At 57.9% G+C, this 16,757-nt stretch carries 16 protein-coding genes; 10 read left to right on the top strand and 6 right to left on the bottom strand.

Features of this window, described 5'->3' with window-relative positions; translation table 11 throughout:
* The first annotated feature begins 68 nt into the window (after positions 1-68).
* Positions 69-2,660 carry a DNA mismatch repair protein MutS gene (gene mutS, locus BMX59_RS01375; protein WP_071488722.1) on the top strand — a complete coding sequence of 864 codons (2,592 nt, stop codon included), beginning with the start codon at positions 69-71 and terminating at the stop codon, positions 2,658-2,660.
* A 142-nt stretch (positions 2,661-2,802) separates the two neighbouring features.
* The gene (fdxA, locus tag BMX59_RS01380) at positions 2,803-3,126 is read left to right on the top strand and encodes a ferredoxin FdxA (protein ID WP_071488721.1); all 324 of its coding nucleotides are present in this window, start codon (positions 2,803-2,805) and stop codon (positions 3,124-3,126) included.
* 494 nt (positions 3,127-3,620) lie between these two features.
* Here the strand turns inward: fdxA and apbC are convergent, their stop codons facing one another.
* Positions 3,621-4,715 (bottom strand): iron-sulfur cluster carrier protein ApbC, encoded by a 1,095-nt coding sequence (apbC, locus tag BMX59_RS01385; protein WP_093119431.1) that lies wholly within the window; start codon positions 4,713-4,715, stop codon positions 3,621-3,623.
* Between the two features lie 171 nt (positions 4,716-4,886).
* Here apbC and metG point away from each other — a divergent pair, with 171 nt between their 5' ends.
* The 4 genes from metG to BMX59_RS01405 all read left to right on the top strand — a co-directional run bounded on the left by metG (position 4,887) and on the right by BMX59_RS01405 (position 9,004).
* Positions 4,887-6,938, top strand: coding sequence for a methionine--tRNA ligase (gene metG / locus BMX59_RS01390; protein ID WP_093119434.1), 2,052 nt, complete (start codon positions 4,887-4,889; stop codon positions 6,936-6,938).
* Positions 6,939-7,059: 121 nt separating this feature from the next.
* On the top strand, positions 7,060-8,016 hold the full coding sequence (gene rsxB / locus BMX59_RS01395) for an electron transport complex subunit RsxB (RefSeq protein ID WP_093119437.1): 957 nt from the start codon (positions 7,060-7,062) through the stop codon (positions 8,014-8,016).
* Between the two features lie 62 nt (positions 8,017-8,078).
* Complete coding sequence (gene nth, locus BMX59_RS01400; protein WP_071488717.1) at positions 8,079-8,717, top strand: endonuclease III; 639 nt, start codon at positions 8,079-8,081, stop codon at positions 8,715-8,717.
* Between the two features lie 107 nt (positions 8,718-8,824).
* On the top strand, positions 8,825-9,004 hold the full coding sequence (locus BMX59_RS01405) for a PA3496 family putative envelope integrity protein (protein WP_092241058.1): 180 nt from the start codon (positions 8,825-8,827) through the stop codon (positions 9,002-9,004).
* Between the two features lie 84 nt (positions 9,005-9,088).
* On the opposite strand, the gene BMX59_RS01410 is transcribed toward BMX59_RS01405, so the two are convergent.
* The 3 genes from BMX59_RS01410 to BMX59_RS01420 all read right to left on the bottom strand — a co-directional run bounded on the left by BMX59_RS01410 (position 9,089) and on the right by BMX59_RS01420 (position 12,599).
* A complete protein-coding gene (locus BMX59_RS01410) occupies positions 9,089-9,721 on the bottom strand; it encodes a response regulator transcription factor (RefSeq protein WP_058423776.1) in 633 nt (210 codons plus the stop codon).
* Positions 9,722-10,343: 622 nt separating this feature from the next.
* Positions 10,344-11,561: an argininosuccinate synthase gene (locus tag BMX59_RS01415; RefSeq protein WP_010212738.1), complete on the bottom strand. Its 1,218-nt coding sequence runs from the start codon at positions 11,559-11,561 to the stop codon at positions 10,344-10,346.
* A 129-nt stretch (positions 11,562-11,690) separates the two neighbouring features.
* Positions 11,691-12,599: a flagellar protein MotY gene (locus BMX59_RS01420; RefSeq protein ID WP_092241056.1), complete on the bottom strand. Its 909-nt coding sequence runs from the start codon at positions 12,597-12,599 to the stop codon at positions 11,691-11,693.
* A gap of 156 nt (positions 12,600-12,755) precedes the next feature.
* On the opposite strand from BMX59_RS01420, the gene pyrC reads away from it, so the two are divergent.
* Positions 12,756-13,802: a dihydroorotase gene (gene pyrC / locus BMX59_RS01425; RefSeq protein WP_071488714.1), complete on the top strand. Its 1,047-nt coding sequence runs from the start codon at positions 12,756-12,758 to the stop codon at positions 13,800-13,802.
* Positions 13,799-14,470 carry a ribonuclease T gene (rnt, locus tag BMX59_RS01430; RefSeq protein ID WP_010564138.1) on the top strand — a complete coding sequence of 224 codons (672 nt, stop codon included), beginning with the start codon at positions 13,799-13,801 and terminating at the stop codon, positions 14,468-14,470. Before pyrC ends, rnt begins: the two co-directional genes overlap by 4 nt.
* Before the next feature lie 64 nt (positions 14,471-14,534).
* Here the strand turns inward: rnt and BMX59_RS01435 are convergent, their stop codons facing one another.
* On the bottom strand, positions 14,535-15,137 hold the full coding sequence (locus BMX59_RS01435; RefSeq protein ID WP_003172097.1) for a peroxiredoxin: 603 nt from the start codon (positions 15,135-15,137) through the stop codon (positions 14,535-14,537).
* Positions 15,138-15,381: 244 nt separating this feature from the next.
* Between BMX59_RS01435 and BMX59_RS01440 the strand changes: the two genes are divergently transcribed.
* Both BMX59_RS01440 and bfr read left to right on the top strand, forming a co-directional pair.
* Positions 15,382-15,600, top strand: coding sequence for a bacterioferritin-associated ferredoxin (locus BMX59_RS01440; protein WP_093119442.1), 219 nt, complete (start codon positions 15,382-15,384; stop codon positions 15,598-15,600).
* Positions 15,601-15,801: 201 nt separating this feature from the next.
* Positions 15,802-16,272, top strand: coding sequence for a bacterioferritin (gene bfr / locus BMX59_RS01445; RefSeq protein WP_012722487.1), 471 nt, complete (start codon positions 15,802-15,804; stop codon positions 16,270-16,272).
* 69 nt (positions 16,273-16,341) lie between these two features.
* Here bfr and grxD read toward each other — a convergent pair whose 3' ends face one another.
* Positions 16,342-16,680: a Grx4 family monothiol glutaredoxin gene (gene grxD, locus BMX59_RS01450; protein ID WP_016970749.1), complete on the bottom strand. Its 339-nt coding sequence runs from the start codon at positions 16,678-16,680 to the stop codon at positions 16,342-16,344.
* Positions 16,681-16,757 lie beyond the last annotated feature (77 nt).

A 16,757-nucleotide genomic window follows, 5' to 3' on the forward strand; every position in this document is an offset into this window, starting at 1 on the left:
ATCGCAAAATCGCAGGGCGGAATGCCCCACATTTGCCCCACTCCTTTCAACGAATTTGCCTACGACCAATGAGTAAAACCACTTCAGACCTGTCCTCCCACACCCCGATGATGCAGCAGTACTGGCGCCTCAAGAACCAGCACCCTGATCAGTTGATGTTCTACCGCATGGGCGACTTCTACGAGATCTTCTACGAAGACGCAAAGAAGGCCGCCAAGTTGCTGGACATCACGCTGACCGCGCGCGGACAGTCGGCGGGGCAGTCGATTCCGATGTGTGGGATTCCTTACCATTCGTTGGAGGGTTACCTGGTCAAGCTGGTGAAGCTGGGCGAGTCGGTGGTGATCTGTGAGCAGATCGGCGACCCGGCGACCAGCAAGGGGCCAGTTGAACGCCAGGTGGTGCGAATTATTACGCCAGGAACGGTGAGTGATGAGGCGCTGCTGGATGAGCGTCGCGATAACCTGATTGCCGCCGTGTTGGGCGATGAGCGCCTGTTTGGCCTGTCGGTACTGGATATCACCAGCGGCAACTTCAGCGTGTTGGAGATCAAGGGCTGGGAGAACCTGCTGGCGGAGCTGGAACGCATCAACCCAGTGGAGCTGTTGATCCCGGATGATTGGCCAAAGGATCTGCCGGCAGAAAAACGTCGTGGGGCCAAGCGCCGTGCGCCTTGGGATTTCGAGCGTGATTCGGCGCTGAAAAGTCTGTGCCAGCAGTTCTCCGTACAGGACCTCAAAGGCTTCGGGTGCGAGACCCTGACCCTGGCCATCGGCGCCGCCGGTTGCCTGCTTGGCTACGCCAAGGAAACCCAGCGCACCGCCCTGCCGCACTTGCGCAGCCTGCGTCATGAGCGTCTGGACGATACCGTGGTGCTCGATGGCGCCAGCCGTCGCAACCTGGAGTTGGATACCAACCTGGCCGGTGGTCGCGATAACACCTTGCAATCGGTGGTCGACCGCTGCCAGACGGCCATGGGCAGCCGCCTGCTGACCCGCTGGCTGAACCGTCCGCTGCGGGACCTGACAGTGCTGCAAGCACGCCAGACGTCCATTACCTGCCTGCTGGACGGCTATCGCTTTGAAAAGCTGCAGCCACAGTTGAAGGAAATCGGCGATATCGAGCGCATCCTGGCGCGGATCGGCCTGCGTAACGCACGACCCCGTGACCTGGCGCGCCTGCGCGATGCCCTCGGTGCCCTGCCGCAACTGCAGGTGGCGATGACCGAGCTGGATACGCCGCACCTGCAACAGCTTGCAACTACAGCCGGGACTTACCCGGAGCTGGCGGCCTTGCTGGAAAAAGCCATCATCGACAACCCGCCGGCGATCATCCGTGACGGCGGCGTACTCAAGACCGGTTACGACAGCGAACTGGACGAACTGCAGTCCCTGAGCGAAAACGCCGGGCAGTTCCTGATCGACCTGGAAGCCCGCGAAAAAGCCCGCACCGGTCTGGCCAACCTGAAAGTCGGCTACAACCGTGTGCATGGCTACTTTATTGAGTTGCCCAGCAAGCAGGCCGAATCGGCGCCGATCGATTATCAACGTCGCCAGACCCTCAAAGGCGCCGAACGGTTTATCACCCCGGAGCTGAAAGAATTCGAAGACAAGGCACTGTCGGCCAAGAGCCGCGCCCTGGCTCGAGAGAAGATGCTCTATGAGAATCTGCTGGAGGACTTGATCAGCCAATTGGCACCGCTGCAGGACACTGCCGCAGCGCTGGCCGAACTGGACGTGCTGAGCAACCTCGCCGAGCGTGCGCTGAACCTTGATCTGAACTGCCCGCGTTTTGTCAGCGAGCCGTGCATGCGCATCGTGCAAGGTCGTCACCCGGTTGTAGAACAGGTGCTGACCACGCCGTTCGTTGCCAACGACCTGTCCCTGGACGACGATACCCGTATGTTGGTGATCACCGGTCCGAACATGGGCGGTAAATCCACCTACATGCGTCAGACCGCTTTGATCGTGCTGTTGGCGCATATCGGCAGCTTTGTACCGGCGGCCAGTTGCGAGCTGTCCCTGGTGGACCGCATTTTCACCCGGATCGGCTCCAGCGATGACCTGGCCGGTGGGCGCTCGACCTTTATGGTGGAAATGAGCGAAACCGCCAACATCCTGCATAACGCTACCGAACGCAGCCTGGTGCTGATGGACGAAGTGGGGCGCGGCACCAGCACCTTCGACGGTTTGTCCCTGGCCTGGGCGGCAGCCGAACGCCTGGCGCACCTGCGTGCCTACACGCTGTTTGCCACGCACTATTTCGAGCTGACGGTGTTGCCGGAAAGCGAGCCGCTGGTAGCCAACGTGCACCTGAACGCCACCGAGCACAACGAGCGCATCGTGTTCCTGCACCACGTGCTGCCAGGGCCCGCCAGCCAGAGCTACGGCCTGGCCGTGGCGCAACTGGCGGGGGTGCCGAACGATGTGATCACCCGCGCTCGCGAGCACCTCAGCCGCCTGGAAACCACGGCCCTGCCCCATGAGACGGTGGTCGCCAGCCCAGCCAAAGCCGCCAGCAAACCGGCTGCGCCGCACCAGAGCGACATGTTTGCCAGCCTGCCCCATCCGGTGCTGGATGAATTGGCTAAGCTTGACTTGGATGGCTTGACGCCGCGAAAAGCGCTCGAAATGTTATATGCACTGCAAGTTCGGATATAACGCAGACGCTTGCAAGCTGGTAGACTCTCGCGCGGTTTGGGATGCTGCAGGCTATTAGCCTGGCCTGCAGACTATCGCTCCCAAACCTCGCGAGCCCTGCCACAAAGGGTTTCGCTGCCGCCGCCTGAGGAGAAAATTAGAAATGACCTTCGTCGTTACCGACAACTGCATCAAGTGCAAGTACACCGACTGCGTCGAAGTGTGTCCGGTGGACTGCTTCTACGAAGGCCCGAACTTCCTGGTTATCCACCCGGATGAGTGCATCGATTGCGCCCTGTGTGAACCTGAATGCCCGGCCGTCGCTATTTTCTCCGAGGATGAAGTCCCGGCGGAGATGCAGGAATTCATTCAGTTGAACGTCGAGCTGGCGGAAGTCTGGCCGAACATCACTGAGCGCAAAGATCCGATGCCGGATGCAGCGGAGTGGGATGGCAAAAAAGGTAAGATCGCACACCTCGAACGCTGATAGCGTCGCCCCATCCAAAAGGCCCCTTGCGGGCCTTTTTGCGTTTCTAGGTGGCCGGTTTCCCTTTCCTACAGGCAAAAAAAAGGGGCGGTATGACCCGCCCACATTTTTTCCCTAGTCCCTGTATTCCTTTTCATCATCCTGATGAATCGCATCCTGCGACGTTCCTTCAACCATCGTTCCTTGATGGCCGTGCCAATCCGTGGACACAGGGCTGATCTTAAAGAGTTCCAAAGGAAGTTCAACGGGATCCTACCCATGAACTGACATGCGATCGCCCTGAATACGGAATAATTAATTGTTAAATTTCAATTGGTTAGAAAAAAGCTTCGAAGAAAACCGACGTCCGTGGAAGGTAAAAAAACCAAACACTTACGAAAAAGTAAGCAAATGCTTACAAGACCAACTGCGTGATTGAGAAACAAACACACCTTGACCATCTTCCAGACATGAAAAAGCCCCGACACGTCGGGGCTTTTTTCCCTTCAACCGCCTCAGTCGTCGCTGACGGTGATGGTCGGCATGGCTGGCGTGGCTGCTTCCTGCAGGACGATCCGCGCACCTACATGACGCGCCAGCTCCTGATAGATCATGGCGATCTGGCTGTCCGGTTCAGCCACGACGGTAGGCTTGCCACCATCCGCCTGCTCGCGGATGAGCATCGACAGCGGCAACGAGGCCAACAGTTCCACGCCGTACTGAGTGGCCAGCTTCTCGCCGCCGCCTTCGCCGAACAGATGCTCGGCATGACCACAGTTGGAGCAGATGTGCACCGCCATGTTCTCCACAACGCCCAGCACCGGGATGTTGACCTTGCGGAACATCTCTACACCTTTCTTCGCGTCGAGCAGCGCCAGGTCCTGGGGCGTGGTAACAATCACCGAGCCGGCCACCGGGACTTTTTGCGCCAGGGTCAACTGGATATCACCGGTGCCTGGCGGCATATCGATCACCAAGTAGTCCAGGTCGCCCCAGGCGGTCTGGGTAACCAGCTGCAGCAAAGCGCCGGAGACCATCGGGCCGCGCCAGACCATCGGCGTGTTGTCATCAGTGAGGAAGGCCATGGACATCACTTCCACGCCCAGGGACTCGATCGGCACGAACCACTTCTGGTCCTTGACCTTCGGCCGTGTGCCTTCGGCGATGCCGAACATCACGCCCTGGCTCGGGCCATAGATATCCGCATCGAGAATGCCCACGCGCGCACCTTCGCGGGCCAGGGCCAGGGCCAGGTTGGCCGCCGTGGTGGATTTACCCACGCCGCCCTTGCCGGACGCCACGGCCACTACGTTCTTGACGTTGGCCAGGCCAGGGATCTGTGCCTGGGCCTTGTGCGCGGCGATCACGCACTGGATGTCGACCTTGGCCGAGCGCACGCCGTCGAGGTCTTCAATGGCCATTTGCAGCATCTGCGCCCAACCGCTCTTGAACAGACCGGCTGCATAGCCCAGTTCCAATTGGACCGACACCTGGTCACCCTGGACGTCGATGGCGCGTACACAGCCGGCACTGACCGGGTCCTGGTTCAAATAAGGGTCGGTGTACTGGCGAAGCACGGCTTCCACCGCTGCGCGATTGACGGCGCTCATGGGCTACTCCCGAAAAAGACTGACTGAAACAGGCGGCTATCCTAACCGTTCCAGCGGCGTTACGGCATGCTTTCGCAGGTTGGGAAGATTCTGAAACAGCACCACGGGGTGAAATATATTTCCCGGCGCTTTATAGTGGCCGACCTCCGTTTCATCAAGTAGCCGAGCCCCATGTCCGAGCCACGCAAGATCCTCGTCACCAGCGCCCTGCCCTATGCCAATGGTTCCATCCATCTTGGCCATATGCTTGAGTACATCCAGACCGATATGTGGGTGCGCTTCCAGAAGCATCGCGGCAACCAATGCATTTATGTCTGCGCGGACGACGCCCACGGTTCGGCCATCATGCTGCGCGCCGAAAAGGAAGGCATCACCCCGGAGCAACTGATCGCCAATGTGCAGGCTGAACACAGCGCCGACTTTGCCGAGTTCCTGGTGGATTTCGACAACTTCCACTCGACCCACTCCGAAGAAAACCGTGAACTGTCGAGCCAGATCTACCTGCGGCTCAAGGAAGCCGGGCATATCGACCAGCGTTCGGTGACCCAGTATTTCGACCCGGAAAAGAAAATGTTCCTGGCCGACCGTTTCATCAAGGGCACCTGCCCGAAATGCGGCACTGAAGACCAGTACGGCGACAACTGTGAAAAGTGCGGCGCAACCTATGCACCCACTGACCTGAAGGATCCCAAGTCGGCGATCTCCGGTGCTACCCCGGTGCTCAAGGATTCCCAGCACTTCTTCTTCAAGCTTCCGGATTTCCAGCAGATGCTGCAAACCTGGACCCGCAGCGGCACCCTGCAGGATGCCGTGGCCAACAAACTCTCCGAATGGCTCGACAGCGGTCTGCAGCAATGGGACATCTCCCGGGATGCGCCGTACTTCGGTTTCGAGATCCCGGGCGAGCCGGGCAAATACTTCTATGTATGGCTGGATGCGCCGATCGGTTACATGGCCAGCTTCAAGAACCTTTGCGACCGCACGCCGGAGTTGGACTTCGATACGTTCTGGAGCAAGGACTCCAGCGCCGAGCTGTACCACTTCATCGGCAAAGACATCGTCAACTTCCACGCCCTGTTCTGGCCGGCGATGCTCGAAGGTTCGGGCTACCGCAAGCCAACCGGCATTGCCGTACACGGCTACCTGACGGTCAACGGCCAGAAAATGTCCAAGTCCCGTGGCACTTTTATCAAGGCGCGCACCTACCTGGACCATCTGTCACCGGAATACCTGCGCTACTACTACGCGTCCAAACTGGGCCGTGGCGTCGACGACCTGGACCTGAACCTGGAAGACTTCGTACAGAAGGTCAACTCGGACCTGGTCGGTAAAGTCGTCAACATCGCCAGCCGTTGCGCTGGGTTTATCCACAAGGGCAACGCGGGTGTACTGGTAGCCGAGAACGCTGCGCCGGAACTGACCGACGCCTTCCTGGCCGCCGCGCCGAGTATTGCCGACGCCTATGAAGCCCGCGACTTCGCCCGTGCGATGCGCGAGATCATGGGCCTGGCCGACCGCGCCAACGCCTGGATCGCCGACAAGGCACCATGGTCGCTGAACAAGCAGGAAGGCAAGCAGGCGGAAGTCCAGGCGATCTGCGCCACAGGCATCAACCTGTTCCGCCAGTTGGTGATCTTCCTCAAACCCGTGCTGCCACTGCTGGCCGCCGACGCCGAGGCGTTCCTCAACGTGGCGCCGCTGACCTGGAACGATCACGCCACCCTGCTCGGCAATCATCAGTTGAACGAGTTCAAGCCACTGATGACCCGTATCGACCCGGTGAAAGTCCAGGCCATGACCGACGCTTCGAAAGAAGACCTGGTCGCCAGCCAGACCGACACTGGCGAATCGGCGCCGGCGGGTAATGGCGAGCTGGCCAAGGATCCGATTTCCGCGGAAATCGACTTCGACGCTTTTGCTGCAGTGGACCTGCGTGTCGCGCTGATCGTCAAGGCCGAAGCCGTGGAGGGTGCCGACAAGTTGCTGCGCCTGACACTGGACCTCGGCGGCGAGCAACGTAACGTGTTCTCCGGGATCAAGAGCGCTTACCCGGACCCGTCCAAACTCGATGGCCGCCTGACCATGATGATCGCCAACCTCAAGCCTCGGAAAATGAAGTTCGGCGTGTCTGAAGGCATGGTAATGGCGGCCGGCCCTGGTGGCGAAGAGATCTACCTGCTCAGCCCTGACAGTGGTGCCAAGCCGGGTCAGCGCATCAAGTAAGCTACCTTGCATGGGCATGTTGTGGTGAAGGAGCTTGTTGTGGCGAGCGGGCATGCCCCGCTCACCACAACAAATCCCTGCCCTCCCATTAAACCCAGTTTGCTATGCCTGTGATCACAGCATGAACCTCATTCAACGCATCGACGCACTGCTGCCGCAGACCCAATGCGGCAAGTGCGGGCACCCGGGTTGCAAGCCTTACGCCGAGGGCATCACCCGTGGCGAGGCGATCAACAAGTGCCCGCCCGGTGGCCAGGAAACCATCGCCGACGTTGCACGGTTGCTGCAGGTGCCGGTGCTGGATCTGGACGCCAGTCGCGGGGAAGCACCCGCCCAGGTTGCCTACATCCGCGAAGCTGAGTGCATCGGTTGCACCAAGTGCATCCAGGCCTGCCCCGTAGACGCAATCGTCGGCGCCGCCAAGCTGATGCACACCGTCATCATGGATGAATGCACCGGTTGCGACCTCTGCGTCGCGCCCTGCCCCGTCGACTGCATTGAAATGCGCCCGACAACCACTGTATTGCCGATTGTCGGTGGCCTGGCGACAAATGATCAGCAACGCCATGAACGCCACCTCAAGCGCGACCGGGCAAGGCGACGGTATGAGCAACGCAATGCGCGCCTGCAACGGGAGGAAGCGCAAAAACTCGCTGAACGCCAGGCCCGGACCAAGCGCTCCGTGCCGGCTTTACCTGTGCAAGCCGATACGGCACAGGATGTCGCGATCAAGAAAGCTAAAATCGCTGTCGCAATGAGCCGGGCCCAATTGCACAAATCCTTGAAGGCGTTTGGTCACCCTCCGACCTTTGAACAGCAGTCGCAGTTGATCATCCTGCAACGGCAATTCGAAGCGGCGGAACAAGCGCTGGCCGCCTTGGAGGTGGGTGTCGTACCGAAAGCAGCGACGTCATCCAGCAACACTGCTGATCTGAAACGCGCCAAAATCCAGCTGGCGATGCGTCGAGCGGAACTGAAGAAAGCCCAGGACCTGAACATCGAACCTCGGCAACTGGCCGAGGCGCAACGCAAGCTGGAGGACGCGCAGCGCCAAATGGATGCGCTCAACAACGCCTGATCTGCAAACCGGGTGTGTGTTGATACAATCCCGCCGACCTTCTGCAAGGAACCCACCGCCCCATGAACGCCGCAAAACGCCTGGAAATATTCCGCAGGCTTCACGAAGACAATCCAGAACCCAAGACCGAACTGGCCTACACCTCGCCGTTCGAGTTGCTGATTGCGGTGATCCTGTCGGCCCAATCCACCGACGTCGGCGTCAATAAGGCCACGGCCAAGCTGTATCCCGTGGCGAACACACCAGAGGCGATCTATGCCCTGGGTGTGGAAGGGTTGTCTGAGTACATCAAGACCATCGGCCTCTACAACAGCAAAGCCAAAAACGTTATCGAGACTTGCCGCCTGCTGGTGGAACTGCATGGCGGTGAAGTGCCACAAACCCGTGAAGCCTTGGAAGCCCTGCCAGGAGTAGGTCGTAAAACTGCCAATGTGGTGCTCAACACCGCGTTCAGGCAACTGACGATGGCGGTGGACACCCATATCTTCCGGGTCAGCAACAGAACCGGCATTGCCCGTGGGAAGAACGTGGTTGAGGTCGAAAAGCAGTTGATGAAGTTTGTACCCAAGCCCTATCTACTGGACTCTCACCACTGGCTGATCCTTCATGGACGCTACGTTTGCCAGGCCCGCAGGCCGCGTTGCGGCAGCTGTCGTATCGAAGACCTGTGCGAATACAAGGACAAGACGTCCGACGATTGAGGGATTATTGGTTTTCTCGATCAGCCGATTGAAAAAATCTTTTTTACCCGATCATGGATTATCGTTATAAGGAGCGCCAACGGCAGTCCTAGCCCGGAGTGAACCTTATGAGCACTGGCAAAGAACAACTGGAAGTGGAAGACGACCTTGTTGAGTCGGATGACGATGGGGCAGAAGCACCCATTGAGGTAGCCAAGACCAATTTGAGCAAACGCCGCACCATCGACAATCTTCTGGAAGAACGACGCTTGCAAAAACAGCTGGCAGATTACGACTTCGATCTGTGATCGAACGGTCGACGGCCGGAAGCCTCCCTTACGGAGGCTTTTTTCTGCCGGTCACCCAGACAATGTGCGCTGCAGTGCCCTCCTCTATACCAAGCCGTTACGCTGGGCCAGTTCGATCAGGTCCACAAGGGAGCGGGCGTTGAGCTTGAGCAGCAAACGTGTCTTGTAAGTGCTGACGGTCTTGTTGCTGAGGAACATGCCGTCGGCAATTTCCTTGTTGGTCCGGCCCCGGGCCAACTGCTGCAATACCATCATTTCCCGACCCGACAGACGCTCGACCATATCGGCCTCGCTGGCATTGCCCATGGTGGAGCGTACCGAGTTGAGTGCCTGGTTGGGGAAGTAGCTGTAGCCTGACAGCACCGCCTTGATCGCACTCAGCAACTCGGTCAGGTCCTGTTGCTTGCACACGTAGCCGGCAGCCCCCGCCTGCATGCAACGCATGGAAAAATGGCCAGGGGCCTGGGACGTCAGCACCAGCACCTTGAAGGGCACGGATTGCTTGGTAGAAGACAGCCGGCAAATAACTTCCAGCCCGTCAAGTTTGGGAATCCCAATATCCAGTATGACAATGTCCGGCATATGCTCCCGTGCAAGTTGCAATGCATCGACACCGTTATCGGTCTCGGCAACGACCTCATAACCATGACGCTCCATTAGCATACGCACAGCAAGACGAATGACGGGATGATCATCCACGATCAGCACTTTATTCATGAGAAAGTCCAATTTCGCTGTTCGAATTATTTAGAGCAAGCACAATAGCCTAGTCGTTTCCTGGTTGGCATAGCGTTCCCCCCCGAGCAACAGCAAGCAGAGACCCACCCCACAGCGATAAAGGAATCGCCCTACAAAAAAACGCCAACTCAGATGTATCCAGTTTTATAGATCCTTTCAGACCTTTCCGGGGACTTACATATTTTGAGTGAAATATCCATGGAGCATCAGGGGGTGGGTAAACGTGCCGCACACAACTCTCAGGAAATGCCCCTTCCCTCTGCACTCCACTCAAGAATCCCGACAAGAAATGTCCGACTGTTTTAGTTCCATTTAACATATTCTCTTACACCCTTAATTCCTACAGCGTATTCCGTGCTTTATACGTTTGCCTCACTTTCATGAGTGAATCTTCTGTAAGACCAGTTCCTAGTCAGGTGTAAAAAAATCATTCGCCCTACAAACTTTCAACAACAGCACCCTCGAAGGTGCATTTGAAAATGCGTCGACTGAAAAACATCAACAAATGTTTAACCAGCTATAAACATCGCAATTCCACACAAAATCCATAGACAAAAAAAATGGCCCCTGAATAAGGGGCCATTCTTAAACCGGCTGAGACTTAGAACAACGAGCGACCTTTGTTGGCCGCAATGCGCATGCGCAGTGCGTTCAACTTAATAAAGCCTGCTGCGTCCGCCTGATTGTAGGCGCCGCCATCTTCTTCGAAGGTAGCGATGTTGGCGTCGAACAACGACTCATCAGACTTGCGACCGGTGACGATCACGTTGCCCTTGTACAGCTTCAGGCGCACAACGCCGTTCACATGCACCTGGGAAGCATCGATCATCTGTTGCAGCATCAGACGCTCAGGGCTCCACCAGTAGCCGGTGTAGATCAGGCTGGCGTACTTGGGCATCAGCTCGTCTTTGAGGTGAGCCACTTCGCGGTCCAGGGTGATGGATTCGATGGCCCGGTGGGCGCGCAGCATGATGGTGCCGCCTGGGGTTTCGTAGCAACCACGGGACTTCATGCCCACGTAGCGGTTCTCGACGATGTCGAGACGGCCGATACCGTGTTCGCCACCGATACGGTTCAAGGTCGCCAGCACAGTGGCCGGGGTCATTTCGACGCCGTCCAGCGCGACGATGTCGCCATTGCGGTAGGTCAGTTCCAGGTATTGCGGCTTGTCTGGAGCGTTCTCCGGGGAGACGGTCCATTTCCACATGTCTTCTTCGTGCTCGGTCCAGGTGTCTTCCAGCACGCCGCCTTCATAGGAGATGTGCAGCAGGTTGGCATCCATCGAGTACGGGGACTTCTTCTTGCCGTGACGCTCGATCGGGATCGCGTGCTTTTCAGCGTAATCCATCAGTTTTTCACGGGACAGCAGGTCCCATTCACGCCAAGGGGCGATTACTTTCACGCCTGGCTTGAGTGCATAGGCGCCCAGCTCGAAACGCACCTGGTCGTTGCCCTTGCCGGTAGCACCATGGGAAATGGCGTCGGCACCGGTTTCGTTGGCGATTTCGATCAGGCGCTTGGCAATCAGCGGACGTGCGATGGAAGTACCCAGCAGGTACTCGCCTTCGTAGACGGTGTTGGCGCGAAACATCGGGAAGACGAAATCGCGGACGAACTCTTCGCGCAGGTCGTCAATGTAGATCTCTTTCACGCCCATGGCTTGCGCCTTGGCACGTGCAGGTTCGACCTCTTCGCCCTGACCCAGGTCAGCGGTGAAGGTCACCACTTCACAGTTATAAGTATCCTGCAGCCACTTTAGGATCACCGAAGTGTCCAGGCCGCCGGAATACGCGAGAACGACCTTGTTTACGTCGGCCATGCCATCACTCCACGGGGTTGTACGGAAAGGCGTCGATTCTACCGACCAAAACCGTGGATTTACAGGGGCGCGACAGCAAATGAAGATAAAGCGACAGATTATGTCGAACGGGCGACCGATGGTCGCACCTTAAGACGTGTGTGCAGGGTTACTTGCGCCAGTGGCTTGGGGCGCCGGCTTCTCGGGTGCTGCCACGCGTTCAAGCTGGATATTCACACGACGATTGCGTGCCCGGTTGGCCGCATTGGTGTTGGGCGCAAGGGGGTAGCTTTCGCCATGGAAGCGCAGGGTGATCTGCGACTCCTGGATACCGTTGGCCTTGAAGTAGTCCATCACCGCCAAGCCACGGCGGCGAGAGACGTCGCGATTGGTCAGGCGGTTGCCGCTGTTGTCCGAATGGCCATTCAACTCGATATGGTTGACCGTCGGGTCGGCTTTCATGAATGCAAGAATCACGTCGAGCTTCTTCTTGGCGGCTGCGTCCAACTCGATACCGCCCCCCGGGAATCCGACTTCGGTCTGTTTGACCTGATCGTAATTCATCGGCAACAGCTTGGCGGTGCACAGCTGGTAGTCGTTATAAGCCTTATTGAATTTCACCGGCAACAAGCGGATTTCGGAGTAGCCGCCTTCACGGCCGTAGTGGCGGACCGTCGGGCTGCGCCCTTCCAGCAGTCCGGTGAACAGGCGACCGGCCTGGGCCTGCGAGCTATTGAACAACACATCGCCACTACCGGCACGCACGGCGCCGAGGTTGATATCGCCTCGGCCTGGCTGCCAAGGGGCGGCGGCGGCCAACAAGGTGGCCGAGCCTGTGCCCAGCGAACCGTTATAGGCTTTCAGACGAAATGTTGCCTGCTCACCCGCCCGGCGCACGAACTCACCCGAACCGAAGTCTGTGATCGGCTGGGTCAGACGGCACTCGAACTGGTCGCCCTCTACCTTCCACTCAATGTTCTCCAGACGTGTCTGGAACGTGAGGGCCATCGCGGGCAGGCTGGCGAACACACTGAGCAGGGCTAGATAATGCTGGCGCACGGGAGGCTCCACTGGTTTCTACAACACTTCAAAGCGTCATACATCGATAAGGCATACAAAAGGCTATCGGTTGCATCCTGCAAAACTTGATAGCGAGTGCCTGATAGAGTCTTTTCCGGTAGCATTCCCCCCAGATTGACCCGCCTGGAATCCCCAATGTCCGACCGCCTGACCCTGCTGCGTCCCGACGACTGGCATATTCATCTTCGCGATGGTGCTGCGTTACCCCACACCGTGGCCGATGTGGCGCGTACCTTTGGCCGCGCCATCATCATGCCTAACCTGGTTCCTCCGGTGCGTAACGCCGAGCAAGCCGATGCCTACCGCCAGCGTATCCTCGCTGCACGGCCGGCCGGCAGCCGGTTCGAACCGCTGATGGTGCTGTACCTTACCGACCGCACCCAGCCCGAAGAAATTCGCGAGGCCAAGGCCAGTGGGTTTGTGCACGCCGCCAAACTGTACCCGGCCGGCGCCACCACCAACTCCGATTCCGGCGTGACCAGTATCGACAAGATCCTGCCGGCCATCGAAGCCATGGCCGACGTCGGCATGCCGCTGCTGATCCACGGTGAAGTCACCCGTGGCGATGTGGACGTGTTCGATCGCGAGAAGATCTTCATCGACGAACACATGCGTCGCGTGGTGGAGCTGTTCCCGACCCTCAAGGTCGTGTTCGAGCACATCACCACTGCCGATGCAGTGCAGTTCGTCACCGAGGCCTCGGCCAACGTCGGTGCGACCATCACCGCGCATCACCTGCTGTACAACCGCAACCACATGCTGGTAGGCGGGATTCGGCCGCACTTCTATTGCCTGCCGATCCTCAAGCGCAACACGCACCAGGTGGCCTTGCTGGATGCGGCGACCAGCGGCAATCCGAAGTTTTTCCTCGGCACCGACTCCGCGCCTCACGCCCAGCACGCCAAAGAAGCCGCGTGCGGTTGTGCCGGCTGCTACACCGCCTATGCCGCCATCGAGCTGTACGCTGAAGCGTTCGAACAACGCAACGCGCTGGACAAGCTCGAAGGGTTCGCCAGCCTCAATGGCCCGCGTTTCTACGGCCTGCCGGCGAATACCGATCGCATTACCCTGGTTCGTGAAGACTGGACCGCCCCTGCCAGCCTGCCGTTTGGCGAGCTGACTGTCATCCCGCTGCGCGCCGGTGAAACACTGCGCTGGCGCCTGCTGGAGGAAAGCAAGTGAGTGAAGACCATTACGATGACGAACACGAGCACAGCGGTGGCGGATCCCGTCATCCGATGGCCGAGCGGTTCCGCGGCTATCTGCCGGTTGTCATCGACGTAGAAACCGGTGGTTTCAACTGCGCCACCGATGCGCTGCTGGAAATCGCCGCGACGACTATCGGCATGGACGAACAGGGTTTTGTGTTCCCGGAACACACCCACTTCTTCCGCGTCGAGCCGTTCGAAGGCGCCAATATCGAAGCGGCTGCCTTGGAGTTCACCGGGATCAAGCTCGATCACCCATTGCGCATGGCAGTAAGTGAAGAAGCGGCACTGACCGATATCTTCCGTGGCGTGCGCAAGGCATTGAAGGCCAATGGCTGCAAACGCGCGATCCTGGTCGGCCACAATAGCAGCTTTGACCTGGGCTTCCTGAATGCCGCCGTGGCGCGGTTGGACATGAAGCGCAACCCGTTTCACCCGTTCTCCAGCTTTGACACCGCTACTCTCGCCGGGCTGGCGTATGGCCAGACCGTGCTGGCCAAAGCCTGCCAGGCAGCCGGCATCGACTTTGACGGTCGTGAGGCTCATTCGGCCCGCTACGACACAGAGAAGACGGCCGAGCTGTTCTGCGGCATCGTCAACCGCTGGAAACAGATGGGCGGCTGGGAAGACTTCAACGACTGAAGTGGAATCCCGCGCATAAAAAAACCGGCCTTCTCAGGCCGGTTTTTTTTGCCGCAAACGTGGCTTACAGCTTGCCAGCGTTCTCGGTCAGGTAAGCCGCAACACCTTCCGGCGAAGCGTTCATGCCTTTGTCGCCTTTTTTCCAATTGGCAGGGCAGACTTCGCCGTGCTCTTCGTGGAATTGCAGGGCGTCTACCAGACGGATCAGCTCTTCCATGTTACGACCCAGTGGCAGGTCGTTGATGATCTGGGAGCGAACCACGCCTTTGTCGTCGATCAGGAACGCGCCACGGAAGGCCACGCCGCCTTCGGACTCAACGTCGTAGGCCTTGGCGATGTCGTGCTTCATATCGGCAGCCATGGTGTATTTCACTTTGCCGATGCCGCCATCATTGATGGCGGTGTTGCGCCAGGCGTTGTGGGTGAAATGGGAATCGATGGAAACGGCTACCACTTCAACGTTGCGCGCCTTGAAATCGTCCATGCGGTGGTCCAGAGCGATCAGCTCCGACGGGCAGACGAAGGTGAAGTCCAGCGGGTAGAAGAACACCAGGCCGTATTTGCCTTTGATGGCTTCAGACAGTTTGAAGCTGTCTACGATTTCGCCATTGCCGAGGACGGCAGGTACGTCGAAATCCGGGGCTTGTTTGCCGACGAGTACGCTCATTGGTTATCTCCTGATGTAAGGGTGACGATTGAAGTAAAAGGACCGGCCTCGAGTCTGCCGTTTATAAGCGACAGCCCTGTGACGCAGTCACGCTTCGTGAAGACCGACCATCATACACTGAAAAAACCGTTCGTCAGTGCGGGCACGGTGCCAGTGAATACCCTACGATTCTACTTTGACAATCATTCTCGTTAACATTAAGATCCACCGCACTTAAGCCTTAAACCCGCGATGGTTCTCCCTTATGTATGTGTGCCTTTGTACTGGCGTCACCGACGGAAAAATCCGCGAAGCAATCTATGAAGGTTGCTGCAGCTACAAGGAAGTGCGTGAAGCCACCGGCGTTGCCAGCCAGTGTGGCAAATGTGCTTGCCTCGCCAAGCAAGTGGTACGGGAAACCCTGACACAGCTGCAGACCGCTCATGCTGCGCTCCCCTATTCAGCAGAATTTACACACGCCTGATTAGGCATGTTTTAAAGAACCGGACTTAGTGTCCGGTTTTTTTATGCCCGCAATTCAATAAGTTAGCGCTAAGACGCGGAACACAAACATTCTTATTCCGATTAATTTTCATTTATTATTCAATAACTTAGGTTTGACACTAGGGATTTCGCCGCTCAAACTCCGCTTTATACACAGCTATTACAGGGCAGGACCCCAGTCATGAAAGGCGACATCTCAGTCATCCAGCAACTCAACAAAATCCTTGCCAATGAACTGGTCGCGATCAATCAGTACTTTCTGCATGCACGCATGTATGACGATTGGGGCCTGGAAAAGCTGGGCAAGCGCGAATACAAAGAATCGATCAAGGCCATGAAGGACGCGGACGCGCTGATCAAACGCATCCTGTTCCTGGAAGGCCTGCCGAACGTGCAGGACCTGGGCAAGCTGAACATCGGCGAGCACACCCAGGAAATGATAAGCAGCGACCTGGGTTTCGAGCGCAAGAGCCACAGCGACCTCAAGGCCGCCATTGCTCACTGTGAAACCAAAGGTGACTTCGGCAGCCGCGAACTGCTGGAAGACATCCTGGAAGACCAGGAAGAGCACATCGACTGGCTGGAAACCCAACTGGGCCTGATCGATAAAGTCAGCCTGGAAAACTACCTGCAGTCGCAGATGGGCGAGTAACCCCGCTTCCTGTAGAAGCAAAAAAGCCCCGCTCTCTCTCGAGAAGCGGGGCTTTTTATTGCAGGCCAATCACGCGTCGGTCTTGGCCGCCGCATTTGCCGCTGCTTCTTTGATCAGCGTTTGCAACGAACCATCAGCCGCCATCTCAACGATGATGTCGCTGCCGCCGACCAGTTCACCGGCAACCCACAGTTGTGGGAAGGTCGGCCAGTTGGCGTACTTCGGCAGGTTGGCGCGGATTTCAGGGTTTTGCAGGATATCCACGTAAGCGAATTTCTCGCCGCACGCCATGATGGCCTGGGAAGCTTTCGCGGAGAAACCGCACTGAGGAGCATTAGGCGCGCCCTTCATGTAAAGCAGAATGGTGTTGTTGGCAATCTGCTCTTTGATCGTTTCGATGATATCCATGGAACACCTCGGCTGGAACTTTGCGACTCACAGGTCGGCACGGTGGCGCATTGTAACGCAAAATTCCAGCGTGGTGC

This window comes from Pseudomonas sp. NFR09 (assembly GCF_900111535.1).
GTDB classification, from domain to species: domain Bacteria; phylum Pseudomonadota; class Gammaproteobacteria; order Pseudomonadales; family Pseudomonadaceae; genus Aquipseudomonas; species Aquipseudomonas extremorientalis.

What these genes read in the sequence shown, in the direction of transcription:
- mutS (WP_071488722.1), top strand. Translation starts at nt 69, where the DNA reads ATGAGTAAAACCACTTCAGACCTGTCCTCCCACACCCCGATGATGCAG.
- fdxA (WP_071488721.1), top strand. Translation starts at nt 2,803, where the DNA reads ATGACCTTCGTCGTTACCGACAACTGCATCAAGTGCAAGTACACCGAC.
- apbC (WP_093119431.1), bottom strand. Translation starts at nt 4,715, where the DNA reads ATGAGCGCCGTCAATCGCGCAGCGGTGGAAGCCGTGCTTCGCCAGTAC.
- metG (WP_093119434.1), top strand. Translation starts at nt 4,887, where the DNA reads ATGTCCGAGCCACGCAAGATCCTCGTCACCAGCGCCCTGCCCTATGCC.
- rsxB (WP_093119437.1), top strand. Translation starts at nt 7,060, where the DNA reads ATGAACCTCATTCAACGCATCGACGCACTGCTGCCGCAGACCCAATGC.
- nth (WP_071488717.1), top strand. Translation starts at nt 8,079, where the DNA reads ATGAACGCCGCAAAACGCCTGGAAATATTCCGCAGGCTTCACGAAGAC.
- BMX59_RS01405 (WP_092241058.1), top strand. Translation starts at nt 8,825, where the DNA reads ATGAGCACTGGCAAAGAACAACTGGAAGTGGAAGACGACCTTGTTGAG.
- BMX59_RS01410 (WP_058423776.1), bottom strand. Translation starts at nt 9,721, where the DNA reads ATGAATAAAGTGCTGATCGTGGATGATCATCCCGTCATTCGTCTTGCT.
- BMX59_RS01415 (WP_010212738.1), bottom strand. Translation starts at nt 11,561, where the DNA reads ATGGCCGACGTAAACAAGGTCGTTCTCGCGTATTCCGGCGGCCTGGAC.
- pyrC (WP_071488714.1), top strand. Translation starts at nt 12,756, where the DNA reads ATGTCCGACCGCCTGACCCTGCTGCGTCCCGACGACTGGCATATTCAT.
- BMX59_RS01435 (WP_003172097.1), bottom strand. Translation starts at nt 15,137, where the DNA reads ATGAGCGTACTCGTCGGCAAACAAGCCCCGGATTTCGACGTACCTGCC.
- BMX59_RS01440 (WP_093119442.1), top strand. Translation starts at nt 15,382, where the DNA reads ATGTATGTGTGCCTTTGTACTGGCGTCACCGACGGAAAAATCCGCGAA.
- bfr (WP_012722487.1), top strand. Translation starts at nt 15,802, where the DNA reads ATGAAAGGCGACATCTCAGTCATCCAGCAACTCAACAAAATCCTTGCC.
- grxD (WP_016970749.1), bottom strand. Translation starts at nt 16,680, where the DNA reads ATGGATATCATCGAAACGATCAAAGAGCAGATTGCCAACAACACCATT.